Raw genomic sequence first — 20,400 nt, forward strand, 5'->3', positions numbered from 1 at the left:
ACCGGGCCGCGCGGCTGGCTTGCCCGCCTTAGAACGACGCGGTGACCGTCGCGTAGTAGGCGCGGCCCGGTTCGTTATAGGTGGCGGCGCCCGCTTCGCCCGCGTTGCCTTCGCGGTAGAGCTTCTTGTCCAGCAGGTTGCTGACGCCGACGCGCAAGCGCAGGTTCTTGTTGAGCTCGTAGCCCGTGCTCAACCCGACCAGGGCGTAGGGGCTGACGCTTTGCAACCCCTGGCCCGTGATGGTTTCGCCGCGGCGCGGGTTCAACGTCGGGGCTTCCTGCTTGCCGTAGTAGGTCAGGTTGGCCTGGAACGACAGCTTTTCCGTGGCGAACCAATCCAGCGTGGAATTGATCGTGTACTTCGGGATGATGCTCAGCGGCTGGCCATTGTCCTTGCTCTCGCTCTGGATCATGTAGGTGAAGTTGGTGTTCCAGTCCAGGCTGGGCGCCAGCGGAATGAAGAGATTGCCTTCCAGCCCCTCGACCACGGCCTTGCCCGAGTTGCTCCATTGCAGCACGCGCGCGCCGTTGGCCAGGCGATAGGCGATGTCCGTGCCGGCCACGATCTTGTTCTTGTAGTCGTTGCGGAAGTAGGCCGCGCTCATGCGCCAGCTGCCGGGGTCGTACTCGAAGCCGATTTCCTTGTTGACGCTGGTTTCGGGCGACAGGTTTTCATTGCCCACCAGGTAGCAGCCGTTCTGATTCGCCTGCGAGGCCAGGCAGCCGAAGCCGCGGCTGTACATCAGGTAGTTCGGATTCGACTGGTACAGGTTCGGCGCCTTGTATGCCCGCGCGATGCCGCCCTTGAGCCTGAAGGCCTCTGTGACCTTGTAGGCGGCATTCAGGCTGGGGCTCCAGTTGTTGCCGAACTTCTCGTTGTGGTCCAGGCGTACGCCCGGCGTCAGGGTGGTGCGTTCCCCGGCCTCGATATTGTCCTCGACGAACAGCGCGTAGCTGTTCTGCGTGGTCTTGGGATCGCGGTTGCCAGGCGCCACGCCGCCGATGACGCCGCCCGTGTAGGTCTGGCGCAGGCTGGCGGGATCGTCCAGGGATTCGCGCAGCCATTCCACGCCTACCGTCGCGACCTGCTCGAAGCCGAGCTTGAACGGGACGTTGACCTCGCCCGCCGCGCGCAGGTTCTTCAAGCGCGAGGTGGACCAGCCCAGGTCCATCGGGCTGCCTTCGCCGCTGCCGGCCAGGCCTTCGTTCTGGCGCGCGTTGCGGGTGTAGTCATAGCCTATCGAGGCGCGCGAGGTACCCCAGTCCCAGGTGCCGCGATGCGTCAGGCTCAGGCTCTCGCGGTAGAGCACGTTGGTTTCTTTGCCGTACAGGCTGTCGGTGAACTTGGTGGTGGAGTTCAGCATCGTGTCGCCGGCATAGAGGTTGCCCTGGCGGCTGAAGGCGGCTTCCAGGTCCAGCGTGTTACGGTTGTCGGGACGCCAGGAGAAGACCGTGTTCAGGTCCTGGTTGATCACGCCTTCGCGGCCGGCCGATTCCGCCTGGCCGTCGCCGTTGAGCAGCGAGCGGCCGGCGTTGATGTTGCGGGCGTCGGGGTTGGTCTTGTTGTAGTTGCCATAGAGCCGGAAGCTGAGGGTGTCGCTGATGGGGCCGCTCAGGCGAATGCCGACCCGGTTGGTATTGCCTTCGTCGCTGTTCTCGGGCTGGTTCAGATAGTAGGTCAGCGAACCGCTGAGCTTGTCCGTGGGCCGCTTGGTGATGATGTTCACCACCCCGCCCATCGCGCCCGAGCCATAGCGCGCGGCGGCGGGGCCGCGCAATACTTCGATGCGCTCGACTTCCTCGGCGGGCACCCAGTTGGTGTCGCCGCGGGTGTCGCGGTCTCCGCTCCAGCCATAGCGGATGGCGTTGCGGGAGGTGGCGGGCTTGCCGTCGATCAAGATCAAGGTGTTTTCCGGCCCCATGCCGCGGATGTCGACCTGCCGGCTATTGCCGCGTGAGCCGCTGGCGCTGTTGCCGGTCAGGTTGACCCCAGGTTCGCGCCGGATGATGTCGGACAGGTCGTTGGTGGGAGGACGGCGGGCGATTTCCTCGGCCGTGATCACCGAGACGCCCAGCGCTTCCTTCACTTCCTCTTCGGCGGTGCCGAGCACCTGCACGGTGGGGAACTGCTGGATGTGATCATCCTGCGTCGAGGTCGTCTGCGCGGCGGCGCCGGCGGTATGAAGCGCGCAGAATAGCGCCGCTGCGGCGTAGTTCAGGCGTTGGTTGGACAGGGACAGCACGAAGTTCTACTCCACAGGCAACGCAGCATGCGGACCGGGCGGGCAGGGTGGGGTTTTCACAACGCCCGCCGCAGATGCTCAACCCAAAGCCGGATGTGCATGATTTAATTGAGAACGATTTCTATTTGAAGCGTTCAGAATTATGTCAGCGGGAGTGCACGCCGGGTTTTGCGCCGGCACCACAATGCTTTGCGGCATCGCCAATCCTCCGGAATCCGGCATGGACGAGCTTCGGCCCGTAGCCGTTGCGGAATCAGCACATCGGGTCGTCCATTACGGGATGGCGCCTGTGGTCCCTGCGCGCGCGCAGACCGTCATGGAAGGCTGGTCTGACCTGGCCGAACTGGACCCGGGCATGGTGTTGTGGCGGCTGGACGCGCGCGATCTGCAAGGTGCGCGCATGCGTGCGGCGGTGCGGCCAGGCCTGCACCTGGCCCTGGTGGTCGGCGGCCGCGTGAACGTGACGCTGGGGGAACACAGGCTCACCCTGGGGCCCGGCGCCGATGGTAGCGTGCAAGGGGTGATGCTTTCCGCGCTGCGGCCGGACGCCTTCCTGCGCGAGTCATGCCGTGGCCATATCGAGCGCACGGTGATGCTGACCTTGCAGCCGCAATGGCTGGATCGGCATCTTCCCGGCGAAGAGGGACTGGCGCTGCGCGCGTTCGCGCAGCGCCATCTGGCGTTGCAGACCTGGAAGGCATCGGACCAGGCCGTGGCCGCCGCGCAGCAGATGTTGCGTCCGCCCGTGCTGCCGCCGCCTTTGTGGCGCCTGTACCAGAAGTCGCGCGCGCTCGACATCGTGGTCGAGGCGCTGGCGCATGCGCACGGCACGGCCACCGAGGAGGCCGCGCCGCTCAGCCCGCGCGACCGCCGCCGCATGGCCGCGTTGCGGGAATGGATAGACCAGGGCGGCGCCGATGCCTTGCCGCTGGCGGAAATTGCCGCGCGGGCGTGCGTCAGCGTGAACACGCTGCAGCGGCACTTTCGCGCCATGTGGGGCACCACGGTGGCGCAATACCTGCGCGAGGGCAGGCTGTCGCGCGCGCGGTTGGCGCTGGAGCGCGATGGCTTCAGCGTCGCGCAAGCGGCTTGCATCGCCGGCTACGGCAGCGCAGCCAACTTCGCCACCGCATTCCGGCGCCGCTTCGGCGTGCCGCCGGGGCAGGTCCGCGCGCGGCGCTAAGGCGCGGCCGAGGCCGGGGTTTCAGGTCAGCCGTGCTTGCCGAAGCCGCCGCTGGCCCACTCCGAGGCGCGCTGCACGCTCAGCTTGTAGGTCGGCGCGACATGGGTCTGGGCCAGTTGTTCGCCGGATTCATCGTAGGCGCTCAACACGGCATACGGCTCGTCTTCGTCGGGAACGATATCCAGCTTGACGGTCAGGCGGCCGGCGGCGGCGTCGATCTTCACGCTTTTGTGTAGCGTCGCGTGCAATTGCTGCTCGTGGCGGCGCAGGACTTCCCGGGCGGTCTTGACCAGGGTGATGAAGGCCGGGGAGTCGAGCGGCTTGGGGTTTTTCTTGTCGCGGCCCATGGTCCATGGACCGACCAGGGCCGGCTCGGCCTCGCCGTCCATGGTCATTTCCACGGCCCAGCCGTCGTCTTCCTCGTTCTTGATGATCCGGGCGGTCCAGCCATCGTCGCGCCACAGCGTGGGCAGCTGTTCTTTGCGGTCTTCGGGGGTTTCCGTTTCCGGTATGTGGGTATCGTTCACTGCTGTACTTCTCCTGGACTCGTTTGCCGGCAGGCCCGCGATTGGCGGGCATCGCAGCTTCCGGCTGTTGCCGGAAACCGTTGCCGCAGCGCGAACGCCATCGCGATGGCGGCAATTCCGCCTGCCGACAATAGGGTGCCGGCAACGCCGGTCTTGGCCAGCATGATACCGCCCAGCGTCGCGCCGCGGCCGATGGCGCAGGATGCAGCATTGCTTTTCCGTTTTCGTCATTCACGCAAAGCGCCGGAACCTGGACACGCCCGCATCGGGCAAGCCGATACCCCGATCGGACATTCCTGCTGGCGCCCGGCACTTCGTAGCGCCACCATCGCCTGCTCCAAACACGTATTTCAAGGAAACGAGCATGGACAATGGTCTTGCAGGACAACGGGTGGTGGTGGTCGGCGGTAGCTCGGGCATGGGGTTGGCCGTCAGCGAGCGATTGCTGGGGATGCACTGCGAGGTACTGATCGTGGGCAGGTCCCGCGACAAGCTCGACGCGGCGCGCGAGCAGTTGCGCGCGTTTGGCGCGCCTCGCCTGCACCAGGCGGATGTGACGAGTGAAGCGCAAGTGCAGCGGCTGTTTGAAGAATCAGGTCCGGTGGATCATCTGGTCTGCACGGCTGCCGACATACGCGGCGCCTACGAGCTACTGCCGCAACTCTCGCTGGACGCGCTGGACCGAGCCATCCGCTCCAAGGTCGTCGCGCCCATTCTGCTGGCCAAACATGGCGCCCCGCGCATGCCGGCGCACGGTTCCATCACCCTGACGTCGGGCATTGCCGCCTACCGGCCCCGGCCGAAGGGCATCGCCGTGGCGGCGATCAATGCCGCGTTGGAGGGTGTCGTGCGCGCCATGGCGGTCGAGCTTGCGCCGCTGCGGATCAATGCCGTATCGCCGGGCTGGGTGGATACGCCCATCTGGAATGACGTAGCCGGCGCCGACAGCGGACCGCTTTTGGCATCGATGGCCGAGCGGCTACCGGTGGGCCGGGTCGGCGCCGGCAGCGATATCGCCGATGCCATCGGCTTCCTGATCGGCAATGGCTACACCACCGGCACCGTGCTTCATGTCGATGGCGGCCATCGGCTGGTCTGAGCCAGTCACCGCGAGGCGGATCATCTCGATGAAGGCGGCCACCTGGCGCGTAGGCGTCCGGTGCAAGGTGAGCAGGCAGATGGGAAGACCTGCTCCCGCGGTCGACAACGGCCGCCACCGGACGCAAGCGGTTGTCGCTGCGGGATCCATGGCCATCCGCGGCAGGATCGATACCCCAAGGCCCGCGGACACCATCTGTATCAGGGCCGGTACGCTGTCGGCGACACCGCGGATACGCGGCTGCACCGGGGCTTCCTGCAACACGGCCTCCAGGTATTCCCGGTATCGGCAGCCGTCCATCGTGACGACCAGCGGGAATGCGGCAAGCGCGTCGGCCTTTATGTCTACGGCCTCGGATAGCGGATGCCCAGGGGGCATTACGACCACCGGCATGTCCCGCGCAATGGCTTGCGCCCGGAGCTTGGCGTCGCTTGCCGGCCATCCGTGCACCAGACCGAGGTCGGCCGTCCCATCGAGCACCGCCTGAGCCGTCGCCAGGGAGTTTCTTTCTTGAACTGCAACCTGCGTTCCGGGGTGCATGCCGGCAAAGCGCAACAGTTGCGGAACCAGCACACTGGTGCACAAGGTCTGCGGCGCGGCGACCCGGATCGTGCCTCCTGAATCGTCGACGTTGTCGCGAACTTCCCGGAAGGCGTCATCGGCCCGGGCAAGCAATTCGCGTGCTCGAATGGCCAGTCTCTCTGCGGCCGGGGTGGGTTGCAGGCGATTGTTCTGGCGGATGAAGAGCGCCTGGCCGACGCTCTCTTCCAGCGCCCGTATCTGTTCCGTAACGCTGGGTTGCGACAGATGCACCTGTTTGGCGGCTTTCGTGAAGCTCAACGTTTCCATCGCCGCGACGAAGATCTTCAGCTGTCGTAGTTGGAACATGTGGGTACGCGGTTGTGCTGGGTGGGCCTGTGTGCAGGTGGCTGTCTGCTGCCGAGTGTACTTCCGGTCCAAGACGGGCGGTTCAGGCATAGCGGGCGCCCTTGGCCAGCTCAGGCCGCGGGCAGGCATGACACCCCGAAGGCATCGAACCGCATGCGCCGGTGCTGGGCTCGGCTGGCGCAGCAAGCAACGCAAATTGATGCCGACCGTCGTGGAACGGTTGATCTGGGGCTATGGCGACGGCTCCACCATGCCCGTGTTCGATACACCCCGCGGAAAACTGGGTGCCGTGATCTGCTGGGAAAACTACATGCCGCTACTGCGCATGGCGATGTACGGGACAGGCATGAGCCGCCGTGGCCGAACTGATACGGTCGCGGATACGTAGCAGTTTCCGGTGCAGCAAATTGCATGAAGTTCGACGGTAAACTCCGATTGTTTGCAGGGCGTATGGCGCTCGCTCTGCCCATTTCCAACCTCTTTTTGCGTTGCCATTTTTAAGCAAGCGTCAGAGGAAGGCATGGGGAAAAATCTCCGGTTCCTATTTGCGGTACCTGCTGATAGCGCTCGGCGGCGCTGAGGTCGTTTGTCGTTGCCTGGCCCGCGAGTCGTAAATGAAGCTGCTGAAGCAGCGTTTTGAGGAAATGATGAATTTTTGGGTCCCTGTAGTCTTCGGTACGTTCAAGCTTCTGGTGTTGGGCACGGGCATGTTTCTCGCCATCAAGTCCCATTACGATGGAGAAAAAAAGGAGAAAGAGGAAAAGAAGGAGATAAAGGCTCCGTAAGCGAGCCTTCGTTGCTACGCAAGGGTTTAGAGCGCGGCCGACTTTATTCAGCGCGGCCGGCTCCATTTATCGTCTTCAGTTCACCAGCACAGGCTTGTCCCGATACTGCTGCGGAAACGTCTTGGCCAGGTTTTCGACCTTGGGCACGTCGTTGACCATGATGTACATGCTGTACGGATGGCGCACGAGATAGTCCTGGTGGTAGTCCTCGGCAGGATAGAAGGCTTTCAGCGGTTCTATCGTCGTGGCAAGCGCCTTGGGGTACACACCTGTCTTATTCAGCTGCGCGATGTAGGCTTCGGCCACTTTGCGCTGGCCGTCGTCCGCAGGAAAGACCGTTGAACGGTATTGGGTACCGCTGTCCGGACCCTGGCGGTTGAGCTGGGTGGGATCGTGGGCCACCGAGAAATAGATCTGCAGCAGCTGGCCGTAGCTGACCTGGGCGGGGTCGTAGGTGATCTCGACCGCTTCGGCGTGGCCGCTGCGTCCGCCGCTGACGGTATCGTAATTGGCGGTGGACGCCTGGCCGCCGGCGTAGCCGGAGACGGCGGAGCTGACCCCCTTGACGTGCTGGAACACGGCTTGCACGCCCCAGAAGCAGCCGCCGGCGATGACGGCTTTTTGCGGTGCGGCGGCGGCGGGCTGGTCCATGGCCGGGGGCGGAATGATGAAGGCGGTTTCCGCGGCGCTGGCCGGGGCGGCGCCCAGCAGGCCGCAGGCGGCGGCCAGCGCGGCGCAAAGTTTGCGGGGCAGGTGGATGGCGGACATGGTGTCTCCTGATGGATGGGGCGGCCGGAGTTCAGGCCTGCGGGGTGAACGCCAGGGCCACGCCATTCATGCAGTAGCGTAGCCCGGTCGGACGCGGGCCGTCGTCGAAGACGTGACCCAGATGGCCGCCGCAATTGGCGCAATGCACGGCGACGCGCGTCATGCCGAAGCTGCGGTCCTTGGTTTCGCCCACGGCGCCGTCCAGCGGCTGCCAGAAGCTGGGCCAGCCGGTGCCGCTGTCGAACTTGGTGGAAGAAGAGAACAGCGGATGGGCGCAGCCGGCGCAGGCGTAGGCGCCCTTGCGATACTCCTTGTCCAGCGGGCTGGAGTAGGGACGCTCGGTGCCTTCGCGGCGCAGCACTTCGTATTGTTCGCGCGTGAGCCGTTCGCGCCATTGCGCGTCGCTTAGCGTGTAGGGGAAGGCCTGGGCGGCGGCGGCCGGGCCGCCGCGCGCCGCCAGGACCGGGGCCAGGCCGGCGGCGATGGCCGCCGCGCTGCCCAGGCCCAGGAAATGCCTGCGGTCTAGTTTCATGACATGCTCCGGATCAGGGGCGGGCCGGGTGGGCGCTATTGCTTCATGCCATCCTTGGACATGCCGCCTTTCGACATGCCGTCCTTGGACATCGAATCCTTGGACATGCCATCCTTTGACATGCCATCCTTGGACATCGAGTCCTTCGACATGCTGTTCTTGGACATCGAATCCTTGGACATGCCTTCCTTCGACATGCCGTCCTTGGACATGGAATCCTTGGACATCCCGCTCTTGGCCATTCCGTCCTTGGCCATCGAGCCGCCGCCCATGGCGTCCTTGCTCATGCTGTCCGCGGCATGGACCGCCGCGGCGCCGAAAGCCAGGCACAGGGACAGCGCGGCGGTGGTAGCGATTTTCTTCATGATGCGTTCCTTTATGGAGAGTGAAAGCGTGAAAGATTCCACCTAGCTGCCGCCGAACCAGTTGTAGCCCTGGTCCTCCCAGTAACCGCCCGGGTAGGTGTTGGTGACGAAAATTGCCTGTATGTGCTTGGGGTTCTTGTAGCCAAGCTTGGTAGGCATGCGCAGCTTCATGGGGAAGCCGTACTCTGGTGGCAGCGTCTGGCCGTCATAGGTCAGCGCCAGGATGGTCTGGGGGTGCAATGCGGTGGGCATATCGATGCTGGTGTAGTAGTCGTCGGCGCACTTGAAGCCCACGTACCTGGCGCTCAGGTCCGCGCCCACGCGCTTGAGGAAGGCGGAGAACGGCACGCCGCCCCATTTGCCGATGGCGCTCCAGCCTTCGACGCAGATGTGCCGCGTCACCTGGTCGATCTGCGCCATGGCGCGCAGTTCCTCCAGCCGCCAGCGGCGCTTGTCTGCGACCAGTCCGCTGACTTCCAGGCGGAACGATTCCTCGTCCACATGCCGCACCTCGTCAATGCCGTAGTAGGCATTGAAGGGGAAGGGCCGCGTGATCATCGATTCGGGATAGGTCGGCGCCAACTGGTCGGGGTCGAAGATCCAGCCCTGCACCCGGTCGTTGAAGCGCGAAACCGCGGTCAGCGCTTTCTCTACGCTTTCGTCGTCCGACAGCGAGCAGCCCGACAGCATGGCCAGTCCGCCCAGGGTCAGGCTGCTGCGCAGGAAGGCGCGGCGCGAGGGCTGTTCGACCCGCTTTTCCAGGATCCTGCCGGCTTCCTTGAGGATGGCCGGGCCGTCCAGGCCGGGCAGGGAGGGGCGCTTGTGCTTGTTCACGGATGGCTCCTTATTTGCCGCGGATCATGGCGATCAGGCTGCGCGGCACCAATGCAACCATCACCAGGTGGACCGCCACGAACGCCGTCAGCAAGGCCATGGCAATGAAGTGCACGCGGCGCGCGGTCTCGTAACCGCCCATCAGTTCGCGCAGCAGTTCGAACTGCACCGACTTCCACAGCACCAGTCCGGAAAGCACCAGCACCGCGATGTCGAGCATCACGAACAGATAGGCCAGCCGCTGCACCTGGTTGTAGCGGCGCGGATCGGCGTGGGCGAGCTTGCCGCGCAGCGCCGCGCCCAGGTCGGCGGCAATGCCGCGGATGCTCAAGGGGAAGAACTTGCGCCAGAGGCGGCCGGTGGCCAGATTCATGGCCAGGTACAGGATGCCGTTGAAGAACAGCAGCCACATGCCGGCGAAATGCCATTGCAGGGCGCCGCCCAGCCAGCCGCCCAGCGTGATCTCCCGTGGAAACACGAAGTCGAACAAGGGCGAGGCGTTGTAGATGCGCCAGCCGCTCATTACCATGACCACCACGGCCAGGGCGTTGAGCCAGTGCATGGCGCGCAGCCAGCCGGGATGGATGGGTACATTGGCCGGCGGGACCGGAACGTCGTGGCTTGCGGGAGGGGCCAGCATGGCGGGACTCCGGGGGGGCTTGTTGTCGTTGGAGCCATTCTTCCCCGGGGCCGATACCGAAGTCCTCACGCAAACTTAAATTAATTGTGATAACTCGGCGGCGCGGATTGGCGACAATAGGCGCATAACCCCTTTAGAGTTTCCTGCCCATGGACACGCCCCGACGCGTACTCATCGTTGAAGACGACGCCCACATCGCCGAACTGCTGCGCCTGCATCTGCGGGACGAAGGCTACGCGGTCGAGCATGCCGCCGACGGCAACGAAGGCATGCGCAGGCTGGAGGAAGGCGGCTGGGACGCCCTGGTGCTGGACCTGATGTTGCCCGGCATCGATGGCCTTGAAATCTGCAAGCGCGCGCGCGCCATGGCGCGCTATACGCCCATCATCATCACCAGCGCGCGCTCCAGCGAAGTGCACCGCATCCTGGGCCTGGAACTGGGCGCGGACGACTACCTGGCCAAGCCGTTCTCGATGCTGGAACTGGTGGCGCGGGTGCGGGCGCTCCTGCGCCGCAGCGACGCGCTTGAGCGCAACGCGCGCATCGACGCCGGCAGCCTGGCCCTGCACGGCGTGGCCATCGACCCGGTGGCGCGCACGGCCGAGGTCGACGGCCGCCGGCTGGACCTGACCCCGCGTGAATTCGATCTGCTGCATTTCTTCGCGCGGCACCCGGACAAGGTTTTTTCGCGCATGGATCTGCTGAACCAGGTATGGGGCTACCAGCACGAAGGCTATGAACACACGGTCAATACCCACATCAACCGGCTGCGGGTGAAGATCGAAGCGGACCCGTCGGATCCGCAGCGCATTCTGACGGTCTGGGGCAAGGGCTATAAATTCGCCGCGGGGCCGGGCGGCGCGGGAGGCGCATCATGAAGCGGTTCACGCTTACCCAACGGCTGTCCGCCGTGTTTGCGTTGCTGTTGCTCGCCAGTTGCGGCGCCTCGGCCTGGCTGCAGATCGCGGCCAATTCCCGCTACGAGCAGGAGGTGGTCCAGCGCCTGTCCGGCGGACTGGCGCAGCATATCGCCGGCGCCAACGAATTGATGGACACCAACGGCTGGAAGCCCGCTGCGGTGCGCTCGCTGTTCGACATGCTGATGGCGGTGAATCCGGCGGTCGAGGTCTACTTGCTGTCCAACGACGGCCACATCGTGGGCGATGCCGCGCCCGCCGGCCAGATCAAGCGCGAGCGTGTCGACCTGGGGCCGGTCAAGCGCCTGTTGGCCGGCGAGATGCTGCCCATCACCGGCGACGACCCGCGCAGCCTGGACGCGCAGAAAGTCTTCAGCGCCGCGCCGGTGCGCGTGGGCGGGCAGGACAAGGGCTACGTCTACGTGGTGTTGCAGGGGCAGGCGCACGACGCGCTGGCGATGGCCGTGTCGCGCAGCTCCGTGCTGCGCACGACCTTGTGGTCGATCGCGCTGGTCGCGTTGCTGGGCCTGGTGGCTGGCCTGGCGGCGTTCGCCTTGATCACGCGGCCGCTGCGCGGGCTGACGCGCGCGGTGCGCGCCTTCGACGGCGACGACGGGCAGGCCCTGGCCGCGCTGGAGCGCCCGGGTGACGCCTCGGAGCGCAATGGCGACGAGATCGCGGTGCTGCGGCGCAGCTTCGTGCAGATGGGCAAGCGCATATCCGACCAATGGCGCGAACTGACCCGGCAGGACCAGCAGCGGCGTGATCTGGTCGCCAACATCTCGCACGATCTGCGCACGCCGCTGACCTCGCTGCACGGCTATCTGGAAACCCTGAGGTTGAAGGACCAGACGCTGGACCCGGACGAGCGCCGCCGCTACCTGGACATTGCGCTGGCCCAGAGCCGCAAGGTCGGCCGCCTGGCGCAGGAACTCTTCGAACTGGCGCGGCTGGAGTCCGGGCTGGTGCGGCTGGAACCCGAGACCTTTTCGTTGCCGGAATTGGTGCAGGACGTGATCCAGAAGTTCGAGCTGGCGGCCGAGGCGCGCCAGCAACGCCTGACCACCGACATCCCGCGCGAACTGCCGCCGGTGCGCGCGGACCTTGGGCTGATCGAACGCGTGCTGACCAACCTGCTGGACAACGCCATCCGCCACAGCCCGCCCGGCGGCCTCATCGAACTGCGGCTGGGCAGCGCGCATGACCTGGTGCAGGTGCAGGTCAGCGACACGGGCGAGGGCATTCCGCAGGCGCTGCGCGCGGGACTTTTCACGCGGGCCAGCGCCTTGAATCGAAGCCCTGGCGACGGCGGCGGGCTGGGGCTGGTGATCGTGCAGCGCATCCTGCAGCTGCACCACAGCGAGATCAGGCTTGTGGACCGCGCCGGATCGGGCGCGGTGTTCCAGTTCGACCTGGCCGCGGCGCGCTAGCGGGCTTCTACGAGTCGGATGCGCCCAGGCTGGAAGCGGCTGCCAGCCGCCGCACCGTGCCGCGCGACGCGTCCACTTCCAGGACGTCGCCTGTGACGACCTGCCGCATGATGCCTTGCACATTGACGATAGCCGGTATGCCGAACTCGCGCGCCACGATGGCGCCGTGCGACAGGTAGCCGCCCGCCTCCATGACCAGGGCCCCGGCCCGCAGGAACAGCGGCGTCCAGGCCGGGTCGGTGGACGCGGCGACCAGGATGCCGCCGGCCGGCATGGCCAGTCCTTCGGAGGGCGAGCGGGCGACGAAAGCGCCGGCCCGCGCATGGCCGCCCGCGGCGGGCGTGCCGCGCCAGGATCCGGCGGCGCCGGCATCGGCAGGCGCAGGGGGCGGCATGTCCGTGGCGGCGCCTGCGGCATCTTCGGCGATGACGTCCTGATCGGGGGCCGCGGCCCAGGACTCCAATTGAGCGCGGCGCAGGGCGGCGCGGCGGCCCGCGGCGGCGGGCGTCAGCCTGGCGTCGGCCAGGGCGAAGAGTTCGGCCGCATTCAGGTGGAAGATGTCGTCCGCGGCGGCCAGGCCGTCGGCGTGGACGTAGCGGCGCCCCAGCGCCAAGGCGTTCTGGCGCGCGGCGGCAAGATAGGCCACCAGTACGCTGCGCGCGGCCTCGCGCTGCCGGCCCTCGATGCGGGCAGCGGCCAGCAGACGGGCGATCAGCGGGCGCTGCCAGAAAGGTAGCGCCGCGCGCAGGCGCAACCGGGCCTGGCTTGCGGCGCTGTCCTGCCGGGCGCGCAACGCGGCAGGGTCGGCGTCGGTCAACTGCAGCACGCTGTCCAGCAGATAGCCGGGGTCCTCGCGCCAGCGCGGGTTGCGCAGATAGGTTTCATAAACGGCGCGATGGCCGTATTGGCGCAGGAAGTCCGCGAAGGCTTGCTTGAAGGGAGCTCCATCCGGCAGGGCGCGCTGCCAGCCGGCGCTGTCGCGCAGGGGATCGCGCAGCCACTCCATCACGCTCGCGTCGCCGGCGGCCAGTTTGGCCAACGCCATGAGGGCATAGCTTTGCGCCGCGGTCACGCTGGGTTCGCCGCCGGCCATCAACGCGGCCGTGAGCGCATGGCCTTCGCCCGGGCAGGCTTTCTCCACCAGTTCCAGCAGCTTGTGCAGCGCGCCGCCGCCCGAGCCCTGCAGGAAGAACAATTGATCCGCCGCCAGCACCGTGTGGAACTGTTCCCGCAGGCGCGCGCCCAGCGCGGCGTTGGACGCGGGCGCGGGCTCGTCCAGCCAGGCCTGGGCGCGGGCGAACAGGCGCGGCAGGTCCTGTTCCGCCTGCTTGCGCAAGGGGGCTGCGCGGCGCAGGTAGCGCAGGATGCGCGCGCCATGCCGCAGGCGTTGCGCCAGCGTCAGGGGCGTCACTGCGATTTCGGGCTGGGGACCGCCCAGCAGCGCATTCATGGCTTTCGGCGGCACGCCCAGCGCGTCGTAACCCAGCCATTGGATGACCGAGGCGTCCAGATAGACCCGGCCCTGGAACAGCGCCGCCAGCCGCACGCCCGGCAGGGTGGAATAGCCGCTCAGTTCAAAGCCCGTGGTCAGCATGCGCTGCGCCATGACGCGCCCCGTATCCCATTCCAGCGCCGACATGGCCAGCGGCAGCACTTCGCGGGTGTTGCCGCGCGACCAATAGGCTGGCTGCGCGCGCAGCGCCGGATAGGTGTGGCGCGCCGCCGCGGTGATGGGACGGGCCTGCACGATCCAGAAGCGCCGCCCATCCCAGACCCATTCGATGTCGTAGCCGCCGCCGGCATAGTCCAGCGCGCGCGCCGCGTCGCGCACGATATCGCTCAGGGCTTCGGCCTGCGCGTCGCTCAGCACGGCCTGGGCAGCGCGCGCGGCCGGCGTCGGAGCAAGCAAGGTGCCGGCGCCTTCCGCGGCTTGGCTGGCGTGGCGCTTGGCGCCGATGCGCCGGCCGACCAGCGGCCAAGCCTGGCGCAGATAGTCTTCGCGCAGGCGGTACTCGTCGCCTTGTGCCGCGCCGTCGACCAGCGACTCGCCCAAGCCCCAGTTGGCGTGGATGACCATCTCGTCATGCCGCCCCGACACGGGATCGAGGGTGAAAGCGATGCCCGAGGCGACCGCGTCGATCAGCGGCATGACGACCACGGCCATTCCGGCCGGGTTCAAGCCGAGCTTCTGCCGGTAGGCGCAGGCCTGCGGCGTCCATTGCGAATCCCAGACCTGCCGGACCGCGTCGATCGCCGCATCCGCGCCGCGCACGTTCAGGCAGGAAAGATGGATCCCCGCGAACGAGGCGCCCGCGGAATCTTCCTGTGGCGCGGACGAGCGCAAGGCCAGCGGCCGTTCGAGCCAGCCGCGCGCGGCCAGTTCATCGCGCAGCGCCTGGGATACAGCGGGCGGCGATGCCTGGCCCGGTTCGCGAGCCAGGCTCAACGCTGCCGGCAGCACGAAGCCGTCGGGCACCGGCACGCCCAGTTGCGACATGCGGCCCAGCTGCCAGCCCTTGCCGCCGGCCGTCTGCGGGCCGGCCAGGGCGGCGGCGGCCCAGTCCAGCGCGGCGGCGCTCATGCCGCCGCCTCGGGCGTCACGCCGCGCACGAAGAGGCTGATGGCGGCATCGAACTCTGCCTTCAGGCTGCTGCGGGGCTGGTCCAGCCAGCGCAGCATCGCGCCCAGGTACAGGAATTGCAGCTGATGGGCCAGTTGTCCGGCGTCCAGATCGGTCCGCGCCTGGCCTGCCGCCTGCGCCTCTTCGATCAGCGCGGTGTACAGCGCCTGCATGCCGCTGCGCGGATAGCGGCCGTCGTCGCGCGCGCCGGGCTGCAGCGTGGATAGCCGGTAGCGCAAGTACGGCCCCAGATAGGTCCGATGCGATTCGGACCAATGTGCCGAAGCATGCAGTATCCGCGTCAGGCGCTGTGCGAGGGTGGGCAGGGCGCGCAGCGCGGGCTGCAGTTCCCGCTGGCTTGCCGCCAGTTCGCCATGGAAGCGGTGCGCAAGCAGGGCTTCCTTGACGGGAAAATGGTTGTACAGCGTGCCCTTGGAAACATCCGCCTGCGCGGCGATCTGTTCCATGGTGACCACGTCATAGCCCAGGGTCTCGAACAGGCGCCAGGCGGTTTGCGCCAGGTGGTCCAGGGTCTGCAAGCGCTTGCGTTCGCGGCGTCCGGCTTCGGGTGCGGCGGCTTCGGGTGCGGCGGATTCGGATGGAGATAGGGCGGAGGTATCCATGGGCGGAAATAATTGAACGACGAATAATATTGTACGTCGTTCAATTATTTTAGGAAGCCCCCGCGTTTGGGCCGACCTGTTTCAGGCGGAGGCGGGCATCTCGCCGTGCAGCAGGTAGTCCATCAATTCACGCACCGAGCGCATGGCGCTGCCGAACGGCAGCTTGGACGCGCCGCGGAAGAACAGGCCGCGGCTGACCTCGCCGCGCATGGCGGCCGCCAGCTTCAGGTCGATGCAGAATTGTCCGAAGCGCGCCAGGCCGTCGCGCAATCCGCATTGCGTCAGGCAGTCCATGCGCTGGCTGCAGCGGCGCGCATCGCAGCGGGTGTTGGCTTGCAGGGTCTTTTCCTGCCGCAGATAGCGCGTCAGCCAGGGCGTTTCCACGGCGCGGGCGGGCAGGCCGGCCACGCTGGTGAATTCGGCCAGCTTGTCCGGGTCGGCGTCAATCAGCACCCGCTTGAAGTTCTCATGCGCGTCGCCTTCGCTGGTGACGGCAAAGGCCGTGCCGACCTGCACGCCGTCGGCGCCGTTGGCCAGCCAATGGCGCACCTGCTCGTGGCTGCCCACGCCGCCCGCGACGATTAGGCGGGGCGCGTCCGAACCCAGCGCCAGTTCCTGGAACAGCTTGTGGCAATCGGCCAGCACATGCTGGAAGTCAAAGCGCTCGCTATGCACGTCATCCAGCCGGGCCGCGCCCAGATGGCCGCCGGCGTAGCCAGGGTGTTCGATCACCACGGCATCGGCCATGCGGCCCTTTTTCATCCATTTCTTCAGCACCACCGCCACGCCGCGCGCCTCGGACAGAATGGGGACCAGCGCTACCTTCGGGTAGTCGGCCGTCATCTCGGGCAGGTCCAGCGGCAGGCCCGCGCCCATCACGATGGCGTGGGCGCCGCTCTCGCAGGCCTGGCGCACCAGGGCGGGATGGTCGCGCACCGCCTTCATGACGTTCACGGCCACCAGGCCGCGGCCTTGCGCGGTGTCCAGCGCGGCGCGTACCTCGCGGTCCAGCGCGACCTGGTTGGCGCTGTCGATGACGTCGCGATCATGGCAGCGTTCGGTTTTTTCCAGCAGGTCGGGATGGTGGTGGCGCAAATCCACACTGGCGATGGTGCCCATGGCGTTCTGGCTGGCGACCGCGCCGGCCAGGCGATGGGCGGATACGCCGACGCCCATGCCGCCCTGGACAATGGGCAGCAATTCGCGTCCGGCGAGGGTGAGTGATTTGAACCACGTCATGATGAGTCTTTCCTCTTTTCAAGTGGAAAGAGGCTAGAGCAAGGGAGTTCGCGTCGCCTTGCGCAGGATCAAGCGGCGAACAATGGAGGGCCCGGCTTAGGCGCAGGCCCACCGCCGGGCCGCCCCAAGGTGGGCCAGCCCCCTCGGGGGGCAGCTAGCCCCGCAGGGGCGCGGCGTGGGGGCCCTACCAGGCGCAGGCCCACCGCCGGGCCGCCCCAAGGTGGGCCAGCCCCCTCGGGGGGCAGCTAGCCCCGCAGGGGCGCGGCGTGGGGGTCCTCCCAGGCGCAGGCCCACCGCTGGGCCGCCCCAAGGTGGGCCAGCCCCCTCGGGGGGCAGCTAGCCCCGCAGGGGCGCGGCGTGGGGGCCATTAGCCTAGCAGCTTGACGATTGCCGGCACCGACAGCACGGCGGTGTAATAGCCCATGAACTGCACGCCCGTATTGAAGCCGAACAGGCGCGACAGCAGGCCGCCGATCAAGCCCATGGTCAGGATCACCAGCAGGCCGAGGAACTGGCCTTCCCAGATGCTGATGACGATGATCAGGCCGACGAAGGTGGCGATGATGGCTTCATGGCTGACCTTGCGCGACACGAAGAGCGCGGCGCGGCGTGCGAAATTCATCGCGAACGGATAGGACACGACCGCGGCCAGCAGCACCGCCAGCATGCCGTAACCCAGGAATTCCCAATGGTTGAGCAGATTGTGCAGGTTGTGGGTCTGGCCCGATGCGGCATCCACCGTGAAGCGCGGCGGCGCGTTGAAGAGCGGCGCGGCCGGGCCGGCGGCAACCGGGCTTAGCGGCAGGCCGAAGGCGATCAGCGGGATCAGCGCCTCGGCGATGTAGGTGGCCTCGGTCACGCCGTTGCGCGCGCTCAGCACCGTCGTCAGGCGGTGGTAGGCATGCTTGATGCGCGAGCCGACCAGTTCCCCCAGCACCACGGTCATGGCCACGGGGCTGAACACGAAAGTGGCGCTGGAGATCGCGGCCGTGGCCAGGGTCCAGCGCGTCTGCGTGCGGTCCATGACCTTCAGCGGGTTGGGAAAATAGCCCGACCAGCCCTTGACGTCGGGCGCCAGCGAGAACGTGCGCACCTTGTCGCGCATCATGCGCGAGCGGCCCTGGGGCGAGATCACCGTGAACAGATCCGCGATCAACGGGCCGATGGCGATGCCCAGGAAGTAACTGATGCTCAGCTTGACGCCGTACTTGGCCGTGAGGCTTTGCAGCGCGATGATGACCACCACGAAGGGCACCAGCAGCGCCACGGCGGCCCAGCGTCCGGCCGAGAAATAGGCGATCAGCACCGCGGCGGCCAGGAAGATCCAGGGCGCGGACTTGGTGATGGCGGCGCCGAACGGAGCCAGCAGCACCGCGAACAGCACGGCCAGGGGCACGGCCACGAAGGCCGCGACGATGGCGCCGGACACCATCTTGCGCAGAGCGATGTGCGGCACGCCCAGCTTGCGCAGCATGTTCGCGTCCTGCAGCAGCGGCGTGGCCAGCGTATCGCCCGGGATGCCGAGGAGGGCCGTGGGCACTGCGTGCGTCATGTGTTTGGCGACCGCGCCGGCCAGGAAGAAAGTGAATACGCCAGCGGGCGGCACGCCCAGCAGTACCACCAGCAGGGTCAGCGGCGCCAGTGTGGTGGTTTCGTCGGTACCGGACACCAGGCCGATGGCCGCGAACACCACCGCGCCCAAAAGCCCCATCGCGGCGGCCACCATGATTTGTTCAAGCAGGATGGGGTCGCTCATGCCAGCGCCTCCTTGCTTGGGCCGGCCTGCGCTGCCGCGGCGGGTTGCGGTTGCGCGGGTTGGGCGGCGGCTTCGGCGAACAGTTCGTACAGACCCAGTTCCTTCAGTTCGCGCTTGGTGGGTTCAGGCAGGTCCGCCAGGGAGCCCAGGCCGCCCGGTTGCTCGGCCAGTTCAGCCAGGACTTCGGCGCGCCAGGCAGGATCATGGGCGGCGCTGTGTTCGATGACTTCGCGCTTGGGGGGAAACAGCCGGGCGCAGATCACGCCCGCCAGCACGCAGCCGGCCAGGCCGGCCAGCATGGCGTAGGCGTGAGCAAGTTCGGGTGATGCCACGATGCCGCGCAGCCAGCGGCTGGCGGCGTAGAAGCCCGCCACGCTGATGACGATGCCGAGGCCGATGGCCCAGGCCAACTGGCGCAGGTCCACCGTGTCGCTCCAGACTTCCGCCAGGCGCCAGGAGGGCGCCGGGGTGCTTGGTTTCATGTCTCTCTCCTCTGTGGTCGGGCGGCATCCGGGGAGTCCGTGCGCCGCCTCTGTCGTTGTCCAGGGCCCGCGAGGGGCGCCTGTCGCTGCATGCAAAGCCGCCTGACCTTGCGGGACAAACTCATCGCGGGTTGCGCAGTTCCTCCAGCAAGGCCAGCGCGCGGTCGGTGCGGACGTCTTTTTCCGCCGCCATGCGCTTGGCGACCGCGTCGATCTCCGCGCCCGTCGCGCCGGCCACCAGCGCGATATTGCGGGCGTGCAAGGCCATATGGCCGCGCTGTATGCCTTCGGTGGCCAGCGCGCGCAGCGCGCCCAGGTTCTGCGCCAGGCCCACAGCCACGGCGATTTCGCCCAATTCCTGGGCGGAGCGCAGGTCCATGATCTTCAGCGCTACCTGCGCCAGCGGATGCGTCTTGGTCGCGCCGCCCACCAGGCCCACCGGCATCGGCATTTCTATCGTGCCGACCAGCGCGCCCGAATTGTCTTTCTCCCATTGCGTCAGCGAGGTGTAGCGTCCCGAGCGGCTGGCATAGGCGTGGGCGCCGGCTTCGACCGCGCGCCAATCGTTGCCGGTGGCAACGATGACGGGGTCGATGCCGTTCATGATGCCCTTGTTGTGCGTGGCGGCGCGGTAGGGATCGACGGCGGCGAAGGTGTAGGCGTCCAGCACGCCCTCGATGATCTCGGCGCCGCTGCGCTCTTTGGTGTCCAGGACTTGCGGCGTGAGACGCACGCGGGCGCGGGCCAGGCGCAGGTCCGCCAGGTTGGACAGGATGCGCAGCCGCACCGAGCCGCCGGTGATTTGTTCGACCAGCGGCGCCACGGCCTCGGCCATGGTATTGACCGTATTGGCGCCCATGGCGTCGCGCACATCTACGATCAGATGCATCACGATCATGGGACCGCGCGGCGTGTCGGGGAATACATGGACCTCGATGTCCTGGCAGCCGCCGCCCAGCTCGATCAGCACCTTGTCGCGGCTGTTGGCCAGCGTGACGATGCGTTCGCGCTCGCGCAGCAACGCCAGGCGCGCCCCTTGCGGGTCGCCCAGTCCCAGCACCTGCACCTGCGCGCGCATCAGCGGGCGGGTACTGGAGGTTTCGAAGCCGCCGCATTCGCGCGCCAGCTTGGCCATGTAGGATGCGGCCGCCACCACCGAGGGCTCTTCGACCGCCATGGGCACCAGCACGTCGCGGCCATTGACCTGGAAATTGCCGGCTACGCCCAGCGGCAGCTCGAACGAACCGATGACGTTCTCGATCATGCCGTCGGCGCGGTCCAGACCAAGCGCGCCCGGTTGGGCAAGCAGCGCGCGCTCCGCGGGCGTGAGCGCGGCGGCGTCGGCAATGGCTGTCAGGCGTTGCGCGGGGGTCAGGGCGCGGAAGTTGGGCAGGCGTGAATCGGCCACGATGAGGTGTCTCCGTATAAGAATCAAGTGGCCTGATTCTAGGTAAACTGTACCGCTATTGA

At 67.1% G+C, this 20,400-nt stretch carries 19 protein-coding genes and 1 pseudogene; 6 read left to right on the top strand and 14 right to left on the bottom strand.

Annotation, left to right across the window (positions count from 1 at the left end):
- Positions 1–28 precede the first annotated feature (28 nt).
- Positions 29–2,233 carry a TonB-dependent siderophore receptor gene (locus tag IB257_RS02090; protein ID WP_217472151.1) on the bottom strand — a complete coding sequence of 735 codons (2,205 nt, stop codon included), beginning with the start codon at positions 2,231–2,233 and terminating at the stop codon, positions 29–31.
- Positions 2,234–2,558: 325 nt separating this feature from the next.
- Between IB257_RS02090 and IB257_RS02095 the strand changes: the two genes are divergently transcribed.
- Positions 2,559–3,425 (top strand): AraC family transcriptional regulator, encoded by an 867-nt coding sequence (locus IB257_RS02095; RefSeq protein WP_192491786.1) that lies wholly within the window; start codon positions 2,559–2,561, stop codon positions 3,423–3,425.
- 26 nt (positions 3,426–3,451) lie between these two features.
- Here IB257_RS02095 and IB257_RS02100 read toward each other — a convergent pair whose 3' ends face one another.
- Positions 3,452–3,952, bottom strand: a complete 501-nt coding sequence (locus tag IB257_RS02100; protein ID WP_054456804.1) for a hypothetical protein — start codon at positions 3,950–3,952, stop codon at positions 3,452–3,454.
- A 364-nt stretch (positions 3,953–4,316) separates the two neighbouring features.
- Between IB257_RS02100 and IB257_RS02105 the strand changes: the two genes are divergently transcribed.
- The gene (locus IB257_RS02105) at positions 4,317–5,051 is read left to right on the top strand and encodes an SDR family oxidoreductase (RefSeq protein ID WP_175163744.1); all 735 of its coding nucleotides are present in this window, start codon (positions 4,317–4,319) and stop codon (positions 5,049–5,051) included.
- Here IB257_RS02105 and IB257_RS02110 read toward each other — a convergent pair.
- Entirely contained in the window at positions 4,932–5,939 is a 1,008-nt protein-coding gene (locus tag IB257_RS02110; protein WP_119451115.1) for a LysR family transcriptional regulator, read from the bottom strand. The two genes, IB257_RS02105 and IB257_RS02110, sit on opposite strands and share 120 nt — an antisense overlap.
- A gap of 184 nt (positions 5,940–6,123) precedes the next feature.
- Here IB257_RS02110 and IB257_RS02115 point away from each other — a divergent pair.
- Both IB257_RS02115 and IB257_RS02120 read left to right on the top strand, forming a co-directional pair.
- A pseudogene (locus IB257_RS02115) lies at positions 6,124–6,288 on the top strand (nitrilase-related carbon-nitrogen hydrolase); the annotation flags it as partial.
- A gap of 265 nt (positions 6,289–6,553) precedes the next feature.
- On the top strand, positions 6,554–6,724 hold the full coding sequence (locus tag IB257_RS02120; protein WP_166738482.1) for a hypothetical protein: 171 nt from the start codon (positions 6,554–6,556) through the stop codon (positions 6,722–6,724).
- A gap of 75 nt (positions 6,725–6,799) precedes the next feature.
- On the opposite strand, the gene msrA is transcribed toward IB257_RS02120, so the two are convergent.
- The 5 genes from msrA to IB257_RS02145 are packed head-to-tail and all read right to left on the bottom strand — an operon-like array spanning position 6,800 to position 9,863.
- A complete protein-coding gene (gene msrA / locus IB257_RS02125) occupies positions 6,800–7,492 on the bottom strand; it encodes a peptide-methionine (S)-S-oxide reductase MsrA (protein WP_192491787.1) in 693 nt (230 codons plus the stop codon).
- A 31-nt stretch (positions 7,493–7,523) separates the two neighbouring features.
- Positions 7,524–8,024, bottom strand: a complete 501-nt coding sequence (gene msrB / locus IB257_RS02130; protein WP_119451117.1) for a peptide-methionine (R)-S-oxide reductase MsrB — start codon at positions 8,022–8,024, stop codon at positions 7,524–7,526.
- A 35-nt stretch (positions 8,025–8,059) separates the two neighbouring features.
- Positions 8,060–8,389 carry a pentapeptide MXKDX repeat protein gene (locus tag IB257_RS02135; protein ID WP_119451118.1) on the bottom strand — a complete coding sequence of 110 codons (330 nt, stop codon included), beginning with the start codon at positions 8,387–8,389 and terminating at the stop codon, positions 8,060–8,062.
- 42 nt (positions 8,390–8,431) lie between these two features.
- A complete protein-coding gene (locus IB257_RS02140) occupies positions 8,432–9,223 on the bottom strand; it encodes a molybdopterin-binding protein (protein ID WP_119451119.1) in 792 nt (263 codons plus the stop codon).
- Positions 9,224–9,233: 10 nt separating this feature from the next.
- Entirely contained in the window at positions 9,234–9,863 is a 630-nt protein-coding gene (locus IB257_RS02145) for a cytochrome b/b6 domain-containing protein (RefSeq protein ID WP_054456811.1), read from the bottom strand.
- Between the two features lie 149 nt (positions 9,864–10,012).
- Here IB257_RS02145 and IB257_RS02150 point away from each other — a divergent pair, with 149 nt between their 5' ends.
- Both IB257_RS02150 and IB257_RS02155 read left to right on the top strand, forming a co-directional pair.
- Positions 10,013–10,741: a response regulator transcription factor gene (locus IB257_RS02150; RefSeq protein WP_054456812.1), complete on the top strand. Its 729-nt coding sequence runs from the start codon at positions 10,013–10,015 to the stop codon at positions 10,739–10,741.
- On the top strand, positions 10,738–12,210 hold the full coding sequence (locus IB257_RS02155; RefSeq protein ID WP_192491788.1) for a HAMP domain-containing sensor histidine kinase: 1,473 nt from the start codon (positions 10,738–10,740) through the stop codon (positions 12,208–12,210). Before IB257_RS02150 ends, IB257_RS02155 begins: the two co-directional genes overlap by 4 nt.
- 7 nt (positions 12,211–12,217) lie before the next feature.
- Here IB257_RS02155 and IB257_RS02160 read toward each other — a convergent pair whose 3' ends face one another.
- The 6 genes from IB257_RS02160 to IB257_RS02185 form a co-directional block, all read right to left on the bottom strand.
- The gene (locus IB257_RS02160) at positions 12,218–14,791 is read right to left on the bottom strand and encodes a PEP/pyruvate-binding domain-containing protein (protein ID WP_192491789.1); all 2,574 of its coding nucleotides are present in this window, start codon (positions 14,789–14,791) and stop codon (positions 12,218–12,220) included.
- On the bottom strand, positions 14,788–15,453 hold the full coding sequence (locus tag IB257_RS02165) for a TetR/AcrR family transcriptional regulator (protein ID WP_119451123.1): 666 nt from the start codon (positions 15,451–15,453) through the stop codon (positions 14,788–14,790). Before IB257_RS02165 ends, IB257_RS02160 begins: the two co-directional genes overlap by 4 nt.
- Before the next feature lie 81 nt (positions 15,454–15,534).
- On the bottom strand, positions 15,535–16,692 hold the full coding sequence (locus IB257_RS02170) for a nitronate monooxygenase family protein (RefSeq protein WP_054456816.1): 1,158 nt from the start codon (positions 16,690–16,692) through the stop codon (positions 15,535–15,537).
- 367 nt (positions 16,693–17,059) lie between these two features.
- Positions 17,060–18,448, bottom strand: coding sequence for a tripartite tricarboxylate transporter permease (locus IB257_RS02175; protein ID WP_119451124.1), 1,389 nt, complete (start codon positions 18,446–18,448; stop codon positions 17,060–17,062).
- Positions 18,445–18,930 (bottom strand): hypothetical protein, encoded by a 486-nt coding sequence (locus IB257_RS02180; protein WP_054456818.1) that lies wholly within the window; start codon positions 18,928–18,930, stop codon positions 18,445–18,447. Before IB257_RS02180 ends, IB257_RS02175 begins: the two co-directional genes overlap by 4 nt.
- 121 nt (positions 18,931–19,051) lie before the next feature.
- The gene (locus IB257_RS02185) at positions 19,052–20,341 is read right to left on the bottom strand and encodes a hydroxymethylglutaryl-CoA reductase, degradative (protein ID WP_175160763.1); all 1,290 of its coding nucleotides are present in this window, start codon (positions 20,339–20,341) and stop codon (positions 19,052–19,054) included.
- Positions 20,342–20,400 lie beyond the last annotated feature (59 nt).

Origin of the sequence: Achromobacter sp. ACM03 (genome assembly GCF_014851665.1) — a bacterium.
Taxonomy (GTDB): domain Bacteria; phylum Pseudomonadota; class Gammaproteobacteria; order Burkholderiales; family Burkholderiaceae_B; genus Achromobacter; species Achromobacter aegrifaciens.